This is a genomic window from Borborobacter arsenicus, assembly GCF_003934165.1.
Taxonomy (GTDB): Bacteria; Pseudomonadota; Alphaproteobacteria; order Rhizobiales; family Rhizobiaceae; genus Pseudaminobacter; species Pseudaminobacter arsenicus.
Genome location: NZ_RKST01000021.1, coordinates 1 through 20278 on the forward strand (window position 1 = coordinate 1; position 20278 = coordinate 20278).

The 20278-nt window shown below is 63.4% G+C and carries 18 protein-coding genes; 6 read left to right on the forward strand and 12 right to left on the reverse strand.

Annotated elements, in window-relative coordinates:
- Positions 1–243 precede the first annotated feature (243 nt).
- From EET67_RS20435 to dctP, 3 genes are all read right to left on the reverse strand, one after another.
- Positions 244–1557, reverse strand: coding sequence for a TRAP transporter large permease (locus EET67_RS20435; protein ID WP_128628066.1), 1314 nt, complete (start codon positions 1555–1557; stop codon positions 244–246).
- Between the two features lie 5 nt (positions 1558–1562).
- Positions 1563–2078 (reverse strand): TRAP transporter small permease, encoded by a 516-nt coding sequence (locus EET67_RS20440; protein WP_128628067.1) that lies wholly within the window; start codon positions 2076–2078, stop codon positions 1563–1565.
- 243 nt (positions 2079–2321) lie between these two features.
- The gene (gene dctP / locus EET67_RS20445) at positions 2322–3335 is read right to left on the reverse strand and encodes a TRAP transporter substrate-binding protein DctP (RefSeq protein ID WP_128628068.1); all 1014 of its coding nucleotides are present in this window, start codon (positions 3333–3335) and stop codon (positions 2322–2324) included.
- 240 nt (positions 3336–3575) lie between these two features.
- Between dctP and EET67_RS20450 the strand changes: the two genes are divergently transcribed.
- The 3 genes from EET67_RS20450 to EET67_RS20460 are packed head-to-tail and all read left to right on the forward strand — an operon-like array spanning position 3576 to position 7277.
- Positions 3576–4445: an FAD binding domain-containing protein gene (locus EET67_RS20450; protein WP_128628069.1), complete on the forward strand. Its 870-nt coding sequence runs from the start codon at positions 3576–3578 to the stop codon at positions 4443–4445.
- Entirely contained in the window at positions 4442–4933 is a 492-nt protein-coding gene (locus EET67_RS20455; protein ID WP_165899981.1) for a (2Fe-2S)-binding protein, read from the forward strand. Before EET67_RS20450 ends, EET67_RS20455 begins: the two co-directional genes overlap by 4 nt.
- 1 nt (position 4934) lies before the next feature.
- Positions 4935–7277 carry a xanthine dehydrogenase family protein molybdopterin-binding subunit gene (locus EET67_RS20460; protein WP_128628071.1) on the forward strand — a complete coding sequence of 781 codons (2343 nt, stop codon included), beginning with the start codon at positions 4935–4937 and terminating at the stop codon, positions 7275–7277.
- Positions 7278–7356: 79 nt separating this feature from the next.
- On the opposite strand, the gene EET67_RS20465 is transcribed toward EET67_RS20460, so the two are convergent.
- The 5 genes from EET67_RS20465 to EET67_RS20485 all read right to left on the reverse strand — a co-directional run bounded on the left by EET67_RS20465 (position 7357) and on the right by EET67_RS20485 (position 12488).
- On the reverse strand, positions 7357–8832 hold the full coding sequence (locus EET67_RS20465) for a pyridoxal-phosphate dependent enzyme (RefSeq protein ID WP_128628072.1): 1476 nt from the start codon (positions 8830–8832) through the stop codon (positions 7357–7359).
- An 89-nt stretch (positions 8833–8921) separates the two neighbouring features.
- Positions 8922–9608 carry a GntR family transcriptional regulator gene (locus tag EET67_RS20470; protein WP_210211146.1) on the reverse strand — a complete coding sequence of 229 codons (687 nt, stop codon included), beginning with the start codon at positions 9606–9608 and terminating at the stop codon, positions 8922–8924.
- A gap of 89 nt (positions 9609–9697) precedes the next feature.
- Positions 9698–10030: a cupin domain-containing protein gene (locus tag EET67_RS20475; protein ID WP_128628074.1), complete on the reverse strand. Its 333-nt coding sequence runs from the start codon at positions 10028–10030 to the stop codon at positions 9698–9700.
- A gap of 24 nt (positions 10031–10054) precedes the next feature.
- Complete coding sequence (locus EET67_RS20480) at positions 10055–11710, reverse strand: thiamine pyrophosphate-binding protein (protein WP_165899982.1); 1656 nt, start codon at positions 11708–11710, stop codon at positions 10055–10057.
- Entirely contained in the window at positions 11700–12488 is a 789-nt protein-coding gene (locus EET67_RS20485) for an SDR family oxidoreductase (protein WP_165899983.1), read from the reverse strand. Before EET67_RS20485 ends, EET67_RS20480 begins: the two co-directional genes overlap by 11 nt.
- A gap of 156 nt (positions 12489–12644) precedes the next feature.
- On the opposite strand from EET67_RS20485, the gene EET67_RS20490 reads away from it, so the two are divergent.
- On the forward strand, positions 12645–14102 hold the full coding sequence (locus EET67_RS20490; protein ID WP_165899984.1) for an aldehyde dehydrogenase family protein: 1458 nt from the start codon (positions 12645–12647) through the stop codon (positions 14100–14102).
- Positions 14103–14424: 322 nt separating this feature from the next.
- Here the strand turns inward: EET67_RS20490 and EET67_RS20495 are convergent, their stop codons facing one another.
- The 4 genes from EET67_RS20495 to EET67_RS20510 are packed head-to-tail and all read right to left on the reverse strand — an operon-like array spanning position 14425 to position 17886.
- Positions 14425–15228 carry a metal ABC transporter permease gene (locus EET67_RS20495; RefSeq protein WP_128628155.1) on the reverse strand — a complete coding sequence of 268 codons (804 nt, stop codon included), beginning with the start codon at positions 15226–15228 and terminating at the stop codon, positions 14425–14427.
- A gap of 35 nt (positions 15229–15263) precedes the next feature.
- Complete coding sequence (locus EET67_RS20500; protein ID WP_128628078.1) at positions 15264–16124, reverse strand: metal ABC transporter permease; 861 nt, start codon at positions 16122–16124, stop codon at positions 15264–15266.
- Positions 16121–17029: a manganese/iron ABC transporter ATP-binding protein gene (locus EET67_RS20505; RefSeq protein ID WP_128628079.1), complete on the reverse strand. Its 909-nt coding sequence runs from the start codon at positions 17027–17029 to the stop codon at positions 16121–16123. Before EET67_RS20505 ends, EET67_RS20500 begins: the two co-directional genes overlap by 4 nt.
- Positions 17026–17886 (reverse strand): metal ABC transporter substrate-binding protein, encoded by an 861-nt coding sequence (locus EET67_RS20510; RefSeq protein WP_245451098.1) that lies wholly within the window; start codon positions 17884–17886, stop codon positions 17026–17028. The genes EET67_RS20505 and EET67_RS20510 overlap by 4 nt, the downstream gene beginning before the upstream one ends.
- 392 nt (positions 17887–18278) lie before the next feature.
- Between EET67_RS20510 and EET67_RS20515 the strand changes: the two genes are divergently transcribed.
- Both EET67_RS20515 and gndA read left to right on the forward strand, forming a co-directional pair.
- Positions 18279–18701 (forward strand): Fur family transcriptional regulator, encoded by a 423-nt coding sequence (locus tag EET67_RS20515; RefSeq protein ID WP_128628080.1) that lies wholly within the window; start codon positions 18279–18281, stop codon positions 18699–18701.
- A 118-nt stretch (positions 18702–18819) separates the two neighbouring features.
- On the forward strand, positions 18820–20241 hold the full coding sequence (gene gndA / locus EET67_RS20520) for an NADP-dependent phosphogluconate dehydrogenase (RefSeq protein WP_128628081.1): 1422 nt from the start codon (positions 18820–18822) through the stop codon (positions 20239–20241).
- Positions 20242–20278 lie beyond the last annotated feature (37 nt).

Sequence of the window (20278 nt, forward strand, 5' to 3'; positions counted from 1 at the left end):
TCCGTCTCCCACATGTCCACCGCAAGCCCGATCCCCGTCATGTACTCGGCCACAAAGGCCTGGATCGCCGCCTCGTCCCCCGTCACGCTCGGGATCGCAACCATCTTTTGCAGAAACTCGATCGCCTTCTCCCGGTGCCGATCAATCGTATCCAGTATCGCCTGCCGCTGCGTCGTCATTTTCAACTCCAATAATATCGGTCGCGGATAAGGCCGCGCGGCTTTACCGCCGCGCGGCCGCAAGTCACTTCATCTGGTTGGGCAGCCACAGCACCATGTCCGGCATGGCGATCATCAGCCCCATCAGAAGAATGTTGATGAGGATGAACGGCACGGCGGCGCGGTATATGTCGCCCATGGTGGTGTTCTTCGGGGCAATCCCCTTCATGACGAAGAGCGACAGGCCGAAGGGTGGGGTGATCGTCGCCATTTCAAGATTGACCATCATGATGATGCCGAACCAGATCGGGTCCCAGCCCATCTGATGGACGATCGGCAGGAAGATCGGGATGGTGACCAGCACGATCGACGTCTGTTCGATGAACATGCCCAGGAACATCACGATCAGCTGCATCAGGATGAGCAGGATCAACGGATGCACCGGCAGGTCGCCTGCCAGGTTGGTGATCGCGCTGGTGGCGCCCGAGAAGCTGAGCAGCTGGCTGAAGGCGGCCGAACCCGTCAGGATGATCAGGATCATCACCGAAAGCTGCGTTGCCGAGCCGACGCCCTGCACGAGGACCTGCCAGTTCAGCTTGCGATAGAGGATGGCCAGCACGAAGGTCAGGAAGGTGCCGATTGCGGCTGCTTCCGTCGGCGTCGCGGTGCCGTAGAAGATCAGGCCGATGATCATGAAGACGATGCAGATCGGCGGCACCAGATAGAGGGCGGCATCGCGCAGGCGCTGCCCAAGCGGAACATGCGGCGCTTCATAGGCCGGGGCCTCATCCGGCCGCAGCGACGCGCGGATGACGATATAGCCGATGCACAATATCGCCAGAAGAATGCCCGGCACGATGATGCCGATCAGGATCTTGGCGACCGAGAAGCCGCCGAGGCTCGCCAGGATGATCGCCAGCGTGCTCGGCGGGATGAGGATAGCGAGGCCGCCGCTGGCCAGGATCGGCCCGATCGACATGGATTTGCTGTAGCCGCGCCGCTCCATCTCCGGCGTCAGCGTCGAGCCGAGCATAGCGACCGAGCCCATCGCCATGCCGGTGAGCGTGCCGAGCAGCGCGCCGGCGCCGATGGCCAGCACCGAAAGCCGGCCGGCGACGAAGCCCAGCCACTGGTCCAGCACCTCGATCATCCGCTGGGCAATACCCGAATGGAACATGATCGCGCCCATCAGGATGAACATCGGCACCGGCACCAGCACGAATGTCGAGATCGAGCTGTCGATGCTTAAGATGAGCTGGTTGAAGCCGGAAACGCCGCCCCAGAGGTAGAAGACGCCAGCCAAGTTGACCAGCAGGAAGGCGATGGCGACCGGCAGGCCGATGACCATCAGCACGCCGAGGCCGGCAAAGAAAAGCAGAAGGAATTGCCACCAGATCATGATGCTCAGGCCTCCAGGCGCGGGGTGTCGGAAATCACGGCATCGCCCCGGCGGAAGCGCACCGCGCGTCGCAGGAATTCAAAACCGAGAAGCAGGCATCCCAGCGGGATCACCCAGAGATTGACGGCTCGCGGAATCTCGAGTTCAGCGGCAACGACGATGCCGCGCTGCAGCGAGAGCAGGACAGCCGTGGTGCCGAACCATGTCAGCACGAAGCACACAGCAGCGCCGATCAGCGAACTGACGAACATCACCATGCGCTGCGCCTGCGGCCGCAGATTGGCGGTGAGTATATCGACGGAGACATGGCCGTCGCGACGCAGCACCCATGCGGCGCCGAGGAAGGTGATATAGACCATCATCGTCCCGCTGATCTGGTCGATGCCAAGGATGCCGTGGTTGAACAGTGCCCTGAGCACCACCTTCAGGACGGTTGCCAGCATCATCACGACCAGCAACACGGCGGCGATGCCGGCGAATAGATTGAGTATGAAATCGAATGAGCGTTCGAGTTTGCTCATATGGGTGCCCTGCCTGTTTTCTTTGGAAGCGGAACGACAGGAGCCCGGCGTCTCTTCCGACACCCTTATCGGCCGTGACCGCAGGCGGTCGAACGGCCATCAACCTGCTCCAAGTTCCGCATTTTGAGGCCCAGTCCGGCCCGGCGACCGCCCATAGGTTTCACGTCTATGGGGCGCAAAAACTTCTCCGGGATATGAAGAAGCAGCCGCCGCCCCACCAGGGATGGGGGCGGCGCCAGCCAGTTACTTCTTGCGTTCCAGAAGCCTTTCAGCGTCGGCAAACTGCTCAGCCGGCATCACGCCCTGCAGATAGGTCCACAGCGACTCCTGGGCCACATCACGCCAGGCATCCTTCTTGTCGTCGGCAATCTCGACGACCTGCATGCCGGCTTCCTTCATCTTGGTCAGATGCTCGCTCTGGTTCTGGTCGAGCCAGTCATGCGTCCAGGCCTGCGTCTCGGCGACAGCCTTCAGGATGATCTCCTGATGCTCGGGCGACAGGCTGTCCCATTTGGCGAGGTTCATCTCGATGCCGGTCCCGGAGCGGTACATGGGCTGATCGATCAGATATTTGCTGACGCTCTGCCAGCCATAATTGGTGAAGCCATCGGAGATCGGCCAGGTGAAGCCGTCAACGGTGCCACGATCCATGGCCAGGAAGATTTCCGAAGGCGGCAGGGTGATCGATTCAGCCTTCGCCGACTGGACGAAATAACGGGTCAGCGGCGGCACGCGCAGCTTGATGCCCTCGATGTCCTCGATTCCCTTGATTGCCTTTTGCGAAATCAGGAAATGCGATCCAACCCCCGGCTTGCCGGTATAATGGCCCAGATAGCGCACGCCGTGCTCGGCATACATCTTGACCATGAAATCGAAGAGTTCAGAGCCGGGTCCGTTATCGGGGACCGGATGCTGCGAGAGTTCGGTGACATAGCCGCCGGGAATGATGCCGGCCCAGTAGTTCGGCGCGCCATACCAGACGTCGAACACGCCATTGACCAGCGCCTCCGGCTGATCGAAGGGCGGCAGCACGTCTTCCGCGCCCATATATTGAATCTTGATCTGCCCTTCCGACAGACGCTCGACGGCCTTCATGAAATGATGGCCGGTCTCGGCCATTGGAGACACCGAGGGCGCCCATGCGCCGACCATCTTGAGCGTCACCGTCTCCTGCGCATAGGCCGCAGCGCTGCCGAACAGGGCAAATCCCAGGGCAAGCGCCCCGCAGCCCTGCGAAAAGCTTCTCATCGCAAACATTATTTCTCTCTCCCATCGGCGCAGCCGCGGCCACGCCAGCTAGACTACCTCACCTTCGCAAGGGGTGCCCCATGCCCGGCACCGTGCATCTAATGCGCGGCAATCATGTTTGTCTACAATTTTTTTTCCATTGCATACAAATACGGTCTCGACTAGGTTGCCGATGCTGCGGCACTGCCGCATGGGGCAGATTGAGGGCGACGGCACGATCGGGTCTTCGTCTTTGACTGAGAGGAACCGATGAGACCTGCATCATTCGAGTACCACCGCGCAACGTCGCTCGACCACGCGCTCGAACTCCTCCATGAATTCGGCGAGGAGGGACGTCCCATTGCCGGCGGACAGAGCCTGGTGCCGATGATGAATTTCCGGCTGGCCCGCCCCGGCCACCTGGTCGACATCAACCGGCTTCCGCTCGGCGGCATCGAGATCGACGGGCAGGTGCTGCGCATCGGCGCGCTTACCCGTCACGAGGCCTATTTCAACGATCCGCTGATCGCCCGGCACTTCCCGGCCTTCCTCGATGCCGTTCATTATATCGGCCACCCGACGATCCGCCGGAACGGTTCGATCGGAGGCAGCATCTCGCATGCCGATCCCACGGCTGAACTGCCGGCGGTGGCCGTGCTGCACGACGCCGACATCGTAGTGCGTTCGGTTCAAGGCACGCGCAAGATCAAGGCCGTCGAGTTCTTCCTCAGCGCCTATGTCACGGCGATCGAACCCGGCGAGATGGTCGTGGCGCTGGAATTTCCGCTGCCGCCTTCGGCCTCTACCGGAAGCTTCATCGAGCAAAGCGAGCGCAGCGGCGATTTCGGCACCGCATCGATCGGCATCACGCTGCAATTTGCCGGCGGCAAGATCGGCAAGGCGGCAATGGTGTGCTCGGGCGCCGACCTGTTCCCGATCCGCGCGCCCGAGATCGAGGAATTCCTCGTCGGCAAGGCGCTGGCCGACCCCGGTGCAGCCGAGGCCGGACGCATCTTCGCCGCCTCGATCGATCCGGTCGACGACCACATCGCCTCGGCCGACTATCGCCGCGGGCTGATTGCCGAACTTACGCGCCGCGCCATCGAGGCGGCCTGCACCAGAGCGCTGGATAAATCATGATCGACATTACTCTTGAAGTGAACGGCGCGAGCAAGACGCTCAGCGTCGAGCCCCGGCGGTTGCTCGCCGACGTCCTGCGCCATGAATTCGGCATGTCCGGCGTCCATATCGGCTGCGCCCACGGCGCCTGCGGTTGCTGCACGGTGCATCTGGACGGCACGCCGCGCCTGTCCTGCCTCACCTTCGCGGTGCAATGCGACGGCGCCTCCATCCGCACGGTCGAGAGCCTCGGCGGGTCGGAAGCGGATCATGTGCTGCAACAGGCCTTCAAGAGCGAGCACGGGCTGCAATGCGGCTACTGCACACCCGGCTTCCTGATGACGCTGGCGCCCTTCGTCGAGGAGATGGTGGCGCAAAAGCGCATGCCCGAAGAGGGAGAGATCAGGGAAGCCATGAGCGGCAATATCTGCCGTTGCACTGGATATCAGGGCATCGTCGCCGCCGTCCGCAAGGCGGTCACGGTGGGCCTGGACGCGGGAGCAGCATGACATGAAGGCGGAGAGACCCAAATTTATCGGCGCGCGCATCCAGCGCTTTGAAGACACCAGGCTGCTTTCGGGCACGGCTCGTTACATCGACGACATCGTGCTGCCCAACATGCTGCATCTGAATTTCCTGCGCGCCGAAACCGCGCATGCCACCATTCTCGACATCGACACCTCGGCGCTCGCCGATCTCGACTTCCCGACCTGGGTGTTCACCGGCAAGGACACCGCCGGCCTGTCGATGAAGGCGCATCAGGACGTTCCGGAGATGCAATATTCCGAACAGCCCTTCCTGGCTGAAGGAAAGGTGCGTTTTGTCGGCGAGCCGGTCGCGGTCATTCTGGCCGAAGACCCCTATAAGGCCGAGGACGCCGCCGAGCTGGTCTTCGTCGACTATGACCCGCTCCCCGTCGTCGGCACCATGGAGCAGGCGCGCGATCCCGAGATGCCGCCGCTCTTCGATGGCTGGAAGGGCAATGTCATCGTCGAGCGCCAGATGAAGGGTGGCGACCTCGCTGCCGCCAGGGCCGCCGCCGCCCATATCATCACCCGCACCTACCGTACCCAGCGTCAGGCCGGTGTGCCGATGGAGGGCCGTGGCGTCGTTGCCCATTACAATCCGGCCGACCGGGTTTTGACCGTCTGGTCGTCCACCCAGATGCCGCATCTGGTGCGCACCTATATTTCCGAGGAACTCGGCCTGCCGGAATCGCGCATCCGTGTGGTTGCCCCCGATGTCGGCGGAGGGTTCGGCGTCAAGGGCCAGGTCTATGCCGACGAGATCCTGATTGCGTGGCTTGCCATGAAGACCGGCCGCCCGGTCAAGTGGATCGAGGACCGCCGCGAGCATCTGATCGCCTCCATCCATGCCCGCGACCATGAGCACACGCTGGAGGCCTATGTCTCGGCCGACGGCCGCCTGCTCGGCCTCAAGGCCGACATCACCGTCGATAACGGCGCCTATTCAACCTATCCCTTCACCTCCGCCGGCGAGCCCGGCATGGTAGGCAAGGTGCTGCCCGGCCCCTATGACTTCCAGGCCTATGAGGCGACCTTCCGGGCGGTGGCAACCAACAAATGCGCCATCGGCACCTATCGCGGCGTGGCGCGTCCTTCGGCGGTGTTCTCGCAGGAACGGCTGATGGACGACATCGCCGCCGAACTGGGGATCGACCCGTTCGAGTTCCGGCTGAAGAACATCATCCGCCAATTCCCTTACAAGAACGTGCTCGGCTTTACCTATGACGAGGGCTCCTATGCCCAGTCGCTCGAACAGATGCGCGAGCTTCTGGCCGAGGACATCGCCGAGGCGGAAGTCTCCAAAAGCTCTGCTACCCGGCGCGTCGGCGTCGGCATCGCCTGCTTCATCGAGCAGACCGCCCATGGCACGCCCGACTTCACCCGCCGCCGCACACCCATCGAGACCGGCTACATCGCCGCGCGGGTCGACATGTCGCCCGATGGTGAGATCACCATCGATCTGGGCCTGCAGAGCCATGGCCAGGGCCTCGAGACCACCATGGCGCAGGTCGCCGCCGATGCGCTCGGCATGAAGCCGGAAAACGTCTATGTCCGCCACGGCGACACGATGACGACGCCCTATTCTGTCGGCACGTGGGGCAGCCGCGGCGGCGCGCTGGGCGGCGGCGCCGTGCATATCGCCGCCACCCGCATCGCCGACAAGCTGCGCACTATTGCCGCCCATCTGCTGCAGTCCAAACCGGACCAGATCGACCTGGTCGACGGCCGCGCGCAGGTCCGCGACAATCCCGGCAGCTTCATCGAGATCAAGAAGATCGCCCGCATCGCGCAGCGCAATGTCGAGCAGATGCCGGACGGCATGACGCCGGGTCTGGAAGCCCATGCAAGCTGCGACGGCCCTCGCGACGGAACCTACGCAAATGCCGTCCATGCCGCCGTTGTCGAAATCGACATTCTGACCGGCAAGACAAAGCTGCGCCGCTTTGTCGTCATCGAGGATTGCGGCACCATGCTCAACCCGCTGGTTGTGGATGGCCAGGTACGCGGCGGCGTCGTCCAGGGCATCGGTTCGGCAATGCTGGAGCATTTCATCTATGATTCGGAATGCCAGCCGCTGACGACGAATTTCGCCGACTATCTGATGCCGCTGGCGCCCGAAATCCCCAATATCGAGGTCCACCATATCGAGACCCCGACCCCGCTGACGCCGCTCGGCGCCAAGGGCTTGGGCGAGGGTGGCGCGATCGGCCCGGCGGCCGCGATCGCCAATGCGGTGGGCAATGCGCTCGGTACCGGCGTGGCCGAAACGCCGCTCAACACCAATGCGGTGTGGAAGCTCTCGCAACATATCCGCGAAACGGCCTGAGCCGTTTCGCATCCGAATGAAAAAGCCGGCGAAGGTTTCCCCTCGCCGGCTTTTTTGCTTATCGCTTGCGCGTCTGTGCTCAGGCGGCCGCGTTGAATTCCTCGATCAACCTGTCCCAGACAGGGACCATGGCCATCAGCCCGTCCCAGAATGCCGGATCGCGGCGGCGGGCAAAATCCTCCAGCGACACGCCCTGCTGCTCGACCCAGGTGTAATAGCCGAGATTGAAGATACGCTCACGTTCCACGCGAGAAAGCTCCAGCAGCGCGTCGGTGCCCGCCCCGGCCAGATGTTCGCCGAACACTTCCGCCGCCGACAGCGCATCGAAAGCGCCGTCGAAGGAAGCGTCCAGCACCTTCGACAATTGCGATTCATACATCGCCGCGCCATCCGTCGCGACGGTCAGGATCGCATCGTCCGGGCCGAGATCGAGATATCTGGCCAGCTTGATCGCCGCCACGATATTGGCGATCGACGACAGGCCGAGATGCGAGAAGGCCTCGATCGTTTCTGCAGTCAGCTTCTTGCGTTTGGCCAGATAGTCGCGGCCGGCCGGCAGGTTGAACAGCAGGTTGAGGCTGTCGGGCGCGCGCTCCGAAACGCCGATCACATAATCCGTGTTGAACACATTGTGGATCAGCGGCACATGCTTGTCGCCGATACCCTGGATATTGTGCTCGCCATAGCCGTTATTGAGCAGGGTCGGGCATTCGGTAGCTTCCACCACGGCGATCTGGCAGCCCAGCTTTTCCTTCAGATGGTCGCCGGCGGCAAGCGTGCCTGACGAGCCGGAAGCCGCCACGAAGGCGCGTGCCTTCAGTCTACCGCCCGCCTGCACGGCGTTGAACACCCGCTCCAGCGCCGGGCCAGTCACCGCACGGTGGGTGATGTAATTGCCGAACTCGCTGAACTGGTTGAGGATGACGTTGCGCTTGTCCTTGGCCAGTTCATGGCAAGCGTCATAAATTTCCTTGAGGTTGCTTTCGCTGCCTGGCGTGCGCACAATGTCCCGCCTGTCGGCCACCCATTTCTCCAGCCAGCTGAAACGCTCCCGGCTCATGCCTTCGGGCAGCACGGCCACGCTGCGCGCGCCGAGTATGGTCGAGATCGCCACGCCGCCACGACAGTAATTGCCGGTGGACGGCCATACCGCTCTCTGGTTTTCCAGGTCGAACTGGCCGGTGACAAGCCGGGGCACCAGGCAGCCATAGGCGGCCAGCACCTTATGGGCGCCGATCATCGGGAAGCGGTCGCCGAGCGCGACCACGATCTTGGCGCGCACACCGGTCAGTTCCTGCGGCAGCACCAGATGGAGGGGAGTTTCGGCAGCCTGGCGGCGGTCTGCGCCATTGTGCCAGTGGACACGAAAGAGATTGAGCGGATGGGCTTCATCCGGATCGATCGCTTCCAGCGCCTTCTTCACGGAAGTGTCTATCGTCTCCGGGCGCGCCAGCTCCGCTATCTTCGGCAGGCGGATGCCGGCCTCACGAAAGCGGGTGGTGGCGCGCCGATGGACATCTGCGTCGGCGACCTCGGTAGCAAACAGGTTACCCATGGACTCTCCTCTCTGGGCGGTGGTGACATATGCTGCAGCCAGCCTGTCGGCACCTGGAGAGGCTCCAAGCCTACCTCGGACTGAAAGCTTTATTCCGTAGTCTCGCTCTCCAGCGCCAGCAGCACGTCGGCTGCGGTGCCGGCCAGCAGGTCGACATGCTGGCGCATCAGGCTGTGGGCGGTATCCTCGTCGCCGGCGACGATCGCATCGGCGATCCGGCCGTGCTCGATAACCGATTTCTGCATCCGCCGCGGCTGCGTGGTGATATGGCGGCGATAGGCATTGAGGCGGTTGCGCAGCTTGCGGCTTTCTTCCTGCAGGAATTCGTTGCGCGAGCCGTGGAAGATCGCCTCGTGGAACATGTTGTTGGCGGCGTAGAACCCGTCATGGTCCTCCTTGTCCGCCCGCACCCTGCATTCCTCGTTCCAGTTGCGCATTTCGGCGATCTCGGCCGTCGTCATGCGCCGCGCCGAAAGCCGGGCCGAAAGCCCTTCATACTCCGCCATCACCTGGAACATCTCGATGAGTTCGGCGGTGGTCAGGCGCTTCACCGTCGCGCCCTGGTTCTTGCGGATGTCGATCAGCCCGCTCGATGCAAGGTGGCGCAGGGCCTCGCGCACGGGGGTGCGCGAAACCTCGAAGCGTCGGGCCAGCGATTGCTCGTCGAGCCGGTCACCCGGCTTCAGGACACTGTTGAGGATGTCGTCCTCGAGAAGCCTGATCAGGCCGTCGGCCGACAGCCTGGTCTCTCTTTCGCTTTCTATGACTTCGCTCACCGCTGTCTCCCGGATCTGCCGCATCCTGATGTTAGATGCATCCTTGTCAGATTTGATGCAAGCGTCGTTCATACAGTCCCCGTCGGCAATTACTGCTTGACGGTGATCACCATGCACATGCTCTGGTCCTTGCCCTCATTGATCGTGTAGTGGGGGTCGCCCGGCTCGAACAGCACCGACTCGCCCTTTGTCAGGGTGAAGCGTTCCTTGCCGGTATCGAAGGTCATCTGGCCCTCCAGGACATAGAACACCTGCGACCAGTCGTCATGGTGGTGCAGTTCGCCGCCGCCGCCCACCGGCGCCTTGGAAACCTGCACGCAGAAATTGCTGCCGGCGAAAGGCACGATGTCGAGCACGTTCAGACCGCCGAAATGGTTGGGCGGGGTGACGCCGGTGGCATTGCCATTCTTCCAGATGTTCATGTCGTTTCCTCGATTTCTTTCCGGTTAGGAGATGTAGGCCATGTAAGGGCTGATGACGCTGCGCACCGGCACCTGGATGATGGCCGGCTTGCCGCTGGCGATGGCGTCGGCCAGCGCCTTCTTGATTTCTTCGGCATCGCGGGCGAAATAACCGCGCCCGCCCAGCCCTTCCGCCACCTTGGTCCAGTCGCGGCGCGGCAGCTTCATCTCATAGGTCTCGCCGAATATCTGCTCCTGCGGCAGGGCGATGGCACCCCACATCTCGTCGTCGAGCACCATGATGATGAAGGCGCGGCCGTAACGCTCGGCCGTATCGAGTTCGGCGACATGGAAGCCCACACCGCCGTCGCCGACGAACACCACCACCGGCGCATTTGGGTCGGCAAAGCTGGCGCCGGCGCCGTAAGGCACCTCGGCGCCGAGCGCACCCGACTGGCCGGCGCGCAGATAGCGGCCGGGCGCGGAAATGCGCAGGCGCGCATCCGCCCAGAAGTCGATATTGCCATGCGAGGTCACATAGATGGTGTTGTCCGGGGCAGCCTCGCTCACCGCATCGACCGCGGCGATCGGATGGAGGCCGGCGGCATCGCCCTCGCCGAGCTGCGCGGCGCGCTCCTTGTTCCACGCTTCGATCAGGCCGTTGCTCCAGCCCTTGTCGGTATTGAGTTCCGGCAGGTCGGCAAGGATCTCGACGAAGGCCGAAGGCGTTGCCGTAATGGCGATGTCCGAACGCTTGTTGCGATGCAGCAGCTCCTGGTCCGAGCAGACCTGGATGATGCGCGCGCCGGCACCGACGGTGTCGCCGAATTCGAGGTCGAATTCGAAGTGATGGCCAAGCAGCATGATGCAGTCGGCTTCAGCCATCGCCCGCCGCAGCGTGGCGTTGCACGGCGCATAGGCCGGGCCCATCCAACGCGGATGACGCTCATCGACGATGCCGCGCGCTAGCCGCATCGTGGCGAAGGCCAGATCATGCTTCTCGATCGCCTCGACCAGACGCTCGGACCGATTGAAGAACAGCTCGTCACCGAGGATCAGCAGCGGCTTCTTCGCGCCCGACAGCAGCTTGCGGGCTTCGTCCGCCTGCGCTGCCAACACGCCGGCAGCACCCGGCAGCGGCGGGCAGGTTCCGGTCGCCTCTGCCTTAAGCGGCATCGACAATATGTCCGTCGGCACTTCGAGGAATACCGGTCCGGGGCGCCCGGCCCACATCTTGCGCCAGGCCATGTCGAGATACTCCTGCAACCGGTTCGGATCGGTGCAGCGCGCCGCCCATTTGGTCACGTTCTTCATGATCGGCAGCACGTCATAGGCCATGCCGGCACCACGGTCGGCCGACTTGGTGCCGGCCTGCGCGCCGACGATGAGGATGGGCGTTCCGGCGAGCATCGAGACCAGGCCGGGGGTCACCGCATTGGTGACGCCCGGCCCCAGCGTGACAACCGCTGCGCCGGCCTTACCGGTCACGCGCGACTGCGCCTCGGCCATGAAGCAGGCCGCCGCCTCATGGCGGGCATGGATCAGCGGCAGGCCCTGGAGGGCACAGGCGCGGTAGATCGAATTGATGGGGCCGCCCGAGACCGAAAATACGTTCTCGACGCCGGCACTCTTCAGCCAGGCAACGATGGCGCCGCCGCCATCCATGCCTTCGTTCTTCATGGGCTTGTTATCAGTATGCACGAGACTTTCCTCCATCGAGTGCGATGGCTGTGCCGGTTATGAAACCGGCCCGCTCGGATGCGAGCATGGCGACCATCGCGCCGAAATCATCTGGGTTGCCGAACTTTCCAGCAGGCACTTCCTCAAGCCACAGCTTCTCGGCCGCGGCCCGGTCGAGGCCTTCGATTTCCATGCTGGATTTGACAAGATATTCCATGCGGTCGGTCGCGAACGGACCGGGGCACAGGCAGTTGACCATGATGCCCTCATGGGCGAATTCGATGGAAAGCGACTTCGCCAGGCCGACCACGGCAAGGCGAACCGAATCCGACAGCACCATATTGGGCTGAACCACCTTCACGCCGACGGTGGTGACGAAGATGATGCGCCCCCACTTGCCTGCCTGCATATGCGGCAGCACGGCATGCGAGAGATCGACCAGCGGCAGCAGGCTTTCATTGAGCGCCCGCTCCCACCCCTCGCGCGAAACGCTGAGGAAAGGCCCCGCCTCCGGGCCGCCCGTATTGCCGACGAAAATGTCGAGGCCACCGAACTTGGCCACCACCTCGTCCACCGCTGGCTTCAGCGTCGCGCGGTCGGTGAGGTCCATCTGCACGGCGATGGCATCGGCGGCGCCGGCCTGCTTCAACTCGGCCAGGAGGTCCTGCATCGCAGCCTTGTTGCGACCGGCAACCGCCACCCGGGCGCCTTCGGCGGCAAGCGCAAGGGCAGATGCCCTCCCCAAGCCGCGCGACGCCGCCGTCACCAGTGCGCGCCTACCCTTCAAACCAAGTTCCATCTGGCAAACACTCCCCATTCTGAGTTGGATTCTGGCTACCAACGTGTAAGCACATTGTCAATTTATGTAGACAATCTTTTTTGATTTGCATACAACATTAGTCGGTAGTCATTCCCCGGCATAGCGTCAGATGCCCCAATCACCGGAGACAAAGTCGTGAGCGAACGCGTCCTTATTCCCATCGTCGTCGGCAACAAGGTTTTGAGCGAGGGCTCGGACGGCGTCGGCCAGTCCATCGATCCCGCAACCGGGCAGGTCGTGGCCGAATTCGCCCGCGCGGGTGCCGCCGAGGTCGACATGGCGGTGGCCGCCGCGCGCGAGGCCTTCGACAATGGCCCGTGGCGGCGCATGCGCCCCTTTGAGCGCGGCCGCATCCTGCACCGCATTGGCGAATTGATGCTTCAGAAGCGTGACGAGATCGCCCGCAAGGAAAGCATGGACAGCGGCAAGCCGCTGCGCGACTCCTATTGGGAAGTCGACTGCTCGGCGCGCTTCTTCGAATTCTACGGCGGCGCTTGCGACAAGCTGCACGGCGCATCCATCCCGCTCGGCCCCGACTGGTCGGACTGGACCGTCAAGGAGCCGATCGGCGTCAGCCTGCACATCATTCCGTGGAACTATCCGTTCCAGCTCATCGCCCGCGGCGTGGCGCCCGCCCTTGCCGCCGGTTGCGCCGTCATCATCAAGCCGTCGGCCGATACGCCCGTCACGGCTTACGAATTCGTCAAGATCTGCCAGGAGGCCGGCCTGCCTGATGGCCTGGTCAATCTCGTCAATGGCCGCGGTTCGGTCGCCGGCGATCTTCTGGCCAAGCACAAGGGCGTCGACCAGATCACCTTTACCGGCTCAGTGCCGACCGGCGAGCGCGTGCTGGTCGCCGCCGCCTCGCACGCCATCCCCTGCAACATGGAACTCGGCGGCAAGTCGCCCCAGATCCTGTTTGCCGATGCCGACCTCGACAAGTCGCTGCCGATCATCGCCGGCGGCTTCCTCACCCATTGCGGCCAGGTCTGCAACGCAGGCACGCGCCTGTTCGTCGAGCGCTCGATCCATGACGATGTCGTGGACAGGCTGCATGCCCGCATCAAGGCGATGAACCTCGGCGCCGGCGTCGACGATCCCGACATGGGCCCGCTCATCGGCAAGGCGCAGAAGGCGGATGTCGAGCGCTATTTCGAGATCGCGCGCAAGGACGGCGAACTGCTGCTCGGCGCCGATGTGCCGACGTCGCCCGAACTCGCCAATGGCGCCTTCGTGCGCCCGGCCCTGGTGGTCGGCGCCAGCAACGACACCCAGATCGCCCGCGAGGAGATCTTCGGCCCGGTCCTGACGGTGATCCCCTTCGACACCGCCGAGGAAGCTGTCGCCGGTGCCAATGACTCGCCCTTCGGCCTGGTCGCCGGCATCCACACCTCCAACATCAACAAGGCGCTCGGCGTCGGCGAGAAGCTGCGCGTCGGCCAGGTCTGGATCAACTCCTTCGGCGTCGGTCTCGACGTGGAGTTCCCCTTCGGCGGCTACAAGCTGTCCGGCTTCGGCCGCGAAAAGGGCCTGGAGGCGCTCGGCGCCTATCAGCAGATCAAGAACATCGCCATCCACCATCCGCTGGGCTGAATGGCGCGATCCTGGACGCCAGCAGTGCATTCGGGATCATGATGCAGTGGAGATCGAGCTGGCGGCCGGAATACGGCCCGCCTGCTCTGACACTCCTTCCCCCCTGGGCCGGCGCTCTGACCTTATCGAGCGCCGGCCTTTTTGTTGCGGGCTAGCAAGCTCGGCGTCTTCTCTCCATGGCCATTCGGCCGTTTGGCAGACTGCGGTCAGGGCGGCGCGCCTCGTCAATACAAGTAGCGAGGGCACCAATGGCTGACGCTGCCGCCCGCATTCCAGCCAAGTGCGCGGCGTCTGGATCGGCGGCAGGCAGGTCTCTGCCGTCTCAAGCAGCGCCTGAGGCACGCTCCGCCCGCGCGATCTTTGCCCGCGAATGGAAGAAGGCCGCCACGAAACCGATGCTCATCAAAAGCACGATGGTCGGCGCCGGCGCCGAATCGATGAAGAAGCTCAGATAGACGCCGAGCAACGAGGCCGTCACCGCAATCGCCACCGCCGCAAGCAGCATGCGCTCGAAACGGTTGGTGAGCAGGAAGGCGATGGCGCCGGGCGCAATCAGCATAGCGATGGCAATGATGATGCCGACCGCCTTCAGCGCGCCGACGATGGCCAGCGACAATATCGCCAGGAGCCCGTAATGCAGAAGGCGCACCGGCAGGCCGATCGCCTGCGCATGCTGCGGGTCGAAGGCGTGCAGCAGCAGGTCGCGCCGGAAAATGCCGATCGCGCCCGCCACGATTGCCGCGATGATGCCGCTCTGGGCAACATCGCCCCAGGTCAGGCCGAGCATGTCGCCGAACAATATGTGGTCGAGATGCACGTCGGTCTCGATCTTGGTGTAGAGCACGATGCCGAGGCCAAACATGCCCGAAAACACGATGCCCATTACCGTGTCCTGCTTGATGCGGCTGTTTTCCTTCAGGAAGCCGGTAGCGAGCGCGCAGACCATGCCGGCCGCGAAGGCGCCGGTGGCGAGCGGCAGCCCGGCAATATAGGCCAGCACCACGCCCGGCAGCACCGCATGGCTGATGGCGTCGCCCATCAGCGACCAGCCCTTCAGCACCAGGAAGCAGGAAAGCAGCGCCATCGGCACCGCCACCAGCACGGCGATGACGAAGGCTTGCTGCATGAACGGAAAGGTGAAGGGTAGGAGCAGGGTTTCGATCACAGCCCTGCCTCCAGGGCTTCGCGCGCCCGGCGGCGCGAGGCCAACATGCCGTGCTTGGGCGCAAATACGAAGGCGGCTAGGAAGATCAGCGTCTGCAGCACCACGATGATGCCGCCGGTGGCGCCGTCGAGGAAATAGCTGCTATAGGCGCCGGTAAGGCTGGTCAGCGCGCCAATCGCCACGCTGATTGCAATCAGCCGCGGAAAGCGATCCGTCAAAAGATAGGCGGTGGCGCCCGGCGTCACCACCATGGCGATCACCAGGAAGGCGCCCACGGTCTGCAGCGCCGCAACCGTCGAGGCTGCCAGCAGCGTGAAGAACAGCACCTTCAGGCGGTCCGGATTGAGCCCGATCGAGCGGGCATGGTTCTCGTCGAAGAAGGCGACCATCAGATCCTTCCACTTGGCCAGCAATATCGCCAGCGACACGCCGCCGATGATGACAAGTTGCAGCGTGTCGCCCGGCGTGATGGCAAGGATATTGCCGAGCACGATGGTCTGGATGTTCACCGAGGCCGGCGACAGCGAGATCATGAACAGGCCAAGCCCGAAGAAGGAGGTGAAGATCAGCCCGATGATGGCGTCTTCCTTCAGCCGCGTGCGCTGGTTGAGGAACAGCATCGCCCCCGCCGCCAGCCCGCCCGAAAGGAACGCACCCAGGGCGAAGGGCAGGCCCAGCATATAGGCGCCCGCCACGCCCGGCACGATGGAATGCGAGAGCGCGTCGCCTATCAGCGACCAGCCCTTCAGCATCAGATAGGCCGACAGGAAGGCGCAGACCCCGCCAACGAGGGCCGAAACCCACATGGCGTTGAGCATATAGCCATAGGCGAAGGGCTCGGTCAGCGTGGCGATCATTTCTTCGCCTTTCCGCCGCGCTTCGCCTCGTGCACCTCGTCGCCATTGCCATAGATGACGAAGGGATGCTCGTCGTCGCTGAGCACGGTGACGGTGCGCGGGTCGGCGTCGGCGTGAAGTTCCGCCCCGCCGAGCACGAACTGCCGCAAGACGCCGCCGAAGGCCTTTTCCAGATTGGCCTGGGTGAAGACCTCCTGCGTTGGTCCGGCGGCAAGCACTGTGCGGTTGATCAGCACCGCCCGGTCGCAAAAGCGCGGCACGCTGCCGAGATTGTGGGTGGAAACCAGCATCACCCGACCTTCTGCGCGCAGATCCTGCAGCAGCGCGATGATCGCTTCCTCGGTGCGCACATCTACACCGGTGAAGGGCTCGTCGAGCAGGATCATCTTGCCCTCCTGCGCCAGTGCGCGGGCCAAAAACACGCGCTTCTTCTGGCCGCCGGAAAGCTCGCCGATCTGGCGCTTGCGATAGTCTGTCATGCCGACCCGCTCCAGCGCCTCTTCCACGGCCTGGCGGTCGATGGCCCTGGTCATGCGCAGGAAATTCATGTGGCCGTAGCGGCCCATCATCACCACGTCCTCGACCAGAACCGGGAAATTCCAGTCGACATCCTCGCTTTGCGGCACATAGGCTACCGCATTGCGCTTCAATGCTTTCGCCGCCGGCTCGTTGAAAATCTCGACCTTGCCCGCCGCCAGCGGCACGAAGCCCATGATCGACTTGAACAGGGTCGACTTGCCGCTGCCGTTGACCCCGACCAGCGCGGTGATGGTGCCGGTGGGGATGGCGAAGCTGGCATTGCGCAGCGCGGTGTGGCCGTTGCGATAGGCGACCGTGATGTTGTCGACGCGCAGGCCGCTGCCCTCGGCACCGTTCACGGGGGCGTGCGGTACGGCGAGATTCATTGGACCAACGCCTTGGTGATGGTCTCGGTGGTGACGCGCAAAAGGTCGAGATAGGTCGGCACCGGCCCTCCTGCATCGCTCAGCGAGTCGACATAGAGCACTCCGCCATATTTGGCGCCGGTCTCGCGCGCCACTTGCTCGGCCGGGGCTGCCGAAACCGTGCTTTCGGAAAACACCGCCGGAATATTATGTGCGTTCACCGCGTCGATCACCTTGCGCACCTGCTGCGGCGTACCCTGCTGGTCGGCGTTGATCGGCCACAGATAAAGCTCCTTGAGACCGAAATCGCGCGCCAGATAGGAGAATGCCCCCTCGCTCGTCACCAGCCAGCGCCGCTCCTCGGGAATGGTCGTGATCTCGGCGCGGATCGGCTCGATCGTCGCCTTGATCTTTTCCGAATAGGCGGCGGCGTTCCTGGCATAGACCTCGGCATTGTCCGGGTCCTGCGCGGCAAAGGCCTTGCGGATATTCTCGACATAGATCAGGGCTGCTTGCGGCGACATCCAGGCATGCGGGTTCGGCTTGCCGGTATAGGGACCTTCGGCGATCCCCATCGGCTCGACGCCCTCAGAGACGACGACGCCCGGCACCTCACTCAGATTAGCGAAGAATTTCTCGAACCACAGTTCCAGATTGAGCCCGTTCCACAAGATGAGGTCGGCCTTCTGCGCCTTGATCAGGTCGCCCGGCGTCGGCTGGTAGTTGTGGATCTCGGCATTGGGCTTGGTGATCGACTCCACCGTGGCGGCATCGCCGGCGACGTTGCGGGCGATATCGGCGATCACCGTGAAGGTGGTGACGACATTGAGCTTGGCGTTATCGGCGGCACCGCTCTCGGCGGAACATGCGGCCAGCATCAGGGAAAACATCAGGGCAAGGAAAATTCGAAGGCGGGTCACGGGAATCCTGTCTGAAAACGAGTTGGATGGGTGCCATTCCGCCTCCAGATAAAGTGGCGCCTGCCGGTTGTCAATGCAATTGCAAATCGTTTGCAAAAAGAAAATGCCGGTAGCGGCGTTTCAGCCTGGGAGGAACCACCGCGCAGACGACAGCGTGATCTCCCCTCGAGGGGGAGATGTCCGGCAGGACAGAGGGGGGTGCGAAGAAAATTGAGCCCTTCGCCACTTGGCCCTCGCCCCACTTCGCGGCGTGAGGAACCTTTATCCTACCACGGCTTGGCCATCCTTCTCCCACAGGGATTGCCCTCCCCCTCTTTGCAACTGATTGTCATCTGGCGCATAGTCGCGCCATGGCCGGAAAGAAGAATCAGAAGCCCGATTACGAGAAAATGCTGCGCAAGGCAGGCGTGCGCATCACGCGCCCGCGCCGCGTCATCGTGGATATATTGGCGGGCACCGACGATCATCCCGATGCGCTGGAGATCTTCCGCCGCGCTTCGGCCGTCGATCCCGGCATTTCGCTTTCAACCGTCTATCGCACGACCAAGCTGCTTGAAGGGCTAGGCGCCATCCATCGCCACGCCTTCGAGGGCGGGCCGTCGCGTTTCGAGCAGGCGCAGGGCGAGCATCACGACCATTTGATCGATCTCGATACCGGCGACGTCATCGAATTCAAGTCCGAACGCATAGAGCAATTGCAGAACGAGATCGCCGAAGCGCTCGGCTACGACATCATCCACCACCGGCTGGAACTGTACGGGCGCAAGCGATAATCCCACGCCTGCGCGCGGCTCGTCCGCCGCCCGCCGATGTTGACTGGGCGCCACCGCGGGAGGATCATCCCGCCATGATCCGCCAATCCTTCCACTGAAACCTCACGGGACAAGAGCAATGGGCAAAGCCGAAATCGGCCTGATCGGCCTTGGCGTGATGGGCTCCAACCTGGCGCTGAACATCGCCGAGAACGGGCACAAGATTGCGGTGTTCAACCGCACCACCGCGCGCGTCGGCACGTTTTTCGAGAGCGCGGGCGCGCTGCAGCCGAGGATCGTGCCCTGCACGACGCTGGCTGAACTGGCCGAGGCAATCCGCCCGCCGCGCCCGATCATCATCATGGTGCCGGCCGGCAAGCCGGTGGACGAGCAGATCGCCATGCTGCGCGACGTGCTGTCTCCCGGCGACATCGTCATCGACGGAGGCAACGCCAATTTCCACGATACCGTGCGCCGTTTCTCGGAGCTCGGAAACTCCGGCCTGACCTTCATCGGCATGGGCGTGTCCGGCGGCGAGGAAGGCGCGCGCCATGGTCCCTCGATCATGGTCGGGGCGACGCCCGAGGCCTATGCGCGGGTGGAGCCCATCCTCACCGCGATTTCGGCCAAATTCGAAGGCGAGCCCTGCGTTGCCCTGCTCGGGCCGGACGGCGCCGGCCATTTCGTCAAGACCATCCATAACGGCATCGAATATGCCGACATGCAGATGATCGCCGAAATCTATGGCGTGATGCGCGACGGGCTGGGCATGAGCCCGGACGAGATGGCAGGCGTATTCGCAGAATGGAACAAGGGCCGGCTGAACTCCTACCTGATCGAGATCGCGGCGACCGTGCTCGCCGCACAGGACAGGCAGACGGGCCGGCCGATCGTCGAAGTCATCATCGACCGGGCCGGCCAGAAGGGCACCGGCAAATGGTCGGCGATCGAGGCACAGACGCTCGGCGTTTCGGCAACGGCGATCGAAGCGGCGGTTTCGGCGCGCATCCTGTCGTCGCTGAAGGATGAAAGGCTGGCGGCCGAACAGGCCTATGGATCAGGCGGCCTGCCAAAATTCGAAGGTCGACGCGACGTGGTGCTGCGCGACCTGGAACTGGCCTTGTTTGCCGGCAAGATCGCCGCCTATGCGCAGGGCTTTGCGGTGATGGCGGCGGCATCGAAGGAATATCACTGGAACCTGCCGCTGCCGACCATCGCCAAGATCTGGCGCGCCGGCTGCATCATCCGCTCGCAATTCCTCGGCACGCTGGCGGAAGCCTTTGAAGCCGGCGGCGAACTGGCCAATCTGCTGATGGCACCGGCCTTCATCGAGATGATGAAGGAGACCCATCCGAGCCTGCGCCGCATCGTGGCGCGCACGGCCGAAGCGGGCCTGCCGATGCCGGCTTTATCGTCCGCACTGTCCTATTTCGACCTCTACCGGCAGGGGCGCGGCACCTCCAACCTGATCCAGGCGCAGCGTGATTTCTTCGGCGCGCATGGCTTCGAGCGCAACGACGGCAAGGGCGCATTCCATGGGCCGTGGACGCAGAGTGGCTGACACCTATAGCGCCGAAGGATTATCGCAAAGCAGGGAT

What these genes read in the sequence shown, in the direction of transcription:
- EET67_RS20455 (WP_165899981.1), top strand. Translation starts at nt 4,442, where the DNA reads ATGATCGACATTACTCTTGAAGTGAACGGCGCGAGCAAGACGCTCAGC.
- EET67_RS20515 (WP_128628080.1), top strand. Translation starts at nt 18,279, where the DNA reads ATGGCCGGAAAGAAGAATCAGAAGCCCGATTACGAGAAAATGCTGCGC.
- dctP (WP_128628068.1), bottom strand. Translation starts at nt 3,335, where the DNA reads ATGTTTGCGATGAGAAGCTTTTCGCAGGGCTGCGGGGCGCTTGCCCTG.
- EET67_RS20465 (WP_128628072.1), bottom strand. Translation starts at nt 8,832, where the DNA reads ATGGGTAACCTGTTTGCTACCGAGGTCGCCGACGCAGATGTCCATCGG.
- EET67_RS20505 (WP_128628079.1), bottom strand. Translation starts at nt 17,029, where the DNA reads ATGAATCTCGCCGTACCGCACGCCCCCGTGAACGGTGCCGAGGGCAGC.
- EET67_RS20510 (WP_245451098.1), bottom strand. Translation starts at nt 17,886, where the DNA reads ATGCTGGCCGCATGTTCCGCCGAGAGCGGTGCCGCCGATAACGCCAAG.
- EET67_RS20475 (WP_128628074.1), bottom strand. Translation starts at nt 10,030, where the DNA reads ATGAACATCTGGAAGAATGGCAATGCCACCGGCGTCACCCCGCCCAAC.
- EET67_RS20495 (WP_128628155.1), bottom strand. Translation starts at nt 15,228, where the DNA reads ATGCAGCAAGCCTTCGTCATCGCCGTGCTGGTGGCGGTGCCGATGGCG.
- EET67_RS20440 (WP_128628067.1), bottom strand. Translation starts at nt 2,078, where the DNA reads ATGAGCAAACTCGAACGCTCATTCGATTTCATACTCAATCTATTCGCC.
- EET67_RS20485 (WP_165899983.1), bottom strand. Translation starts at nt 12,488, where the DNA reads ATGGAACTTGGTTTGAAGGGTAGGCGCGCACTGGTGACGGCGGCGTCG.
- EET67_RS20450 (WP_128628069.1), top strand. Translation starts at nt 3,576, where the DNA reads ATGAGACCTGCATCATTCGAGTACCACCGCGCAACGTCGCTCGACCAC.
- gndA (WP_128628081.1), top strand. Translation starts at nt 18,820, where the DNA reads ATGGGCAAAGCCGAAATCGGCCTGATCGGCCTTGGCGTGATGGGCTCC.
- EET67_RS20435 (WP_128628066.1), bottom strand. Translation starts at nt 1,557, where the DNA reads ATGATCTGGTGGCAATTCCTTCTGCTTTTCTTTGCCGGCCTCGGCGTG.
- EET67_RS20460 (WP_128628071.1), top strand. Translation starts at nt 4,935, where the DNA reads ATGAAGGCGGAGAGACCCAAATTTATCGGCGCGCGCATCCAGCGCTTT.
- EET67_RS20500 (WP_128628078.1), bottom strand. Translation starts at nt 16,124, where the DNA reads ATGATCGCCACGCTGACCGAGCCCTTCGCCTATGGCTATATGCTCAAC.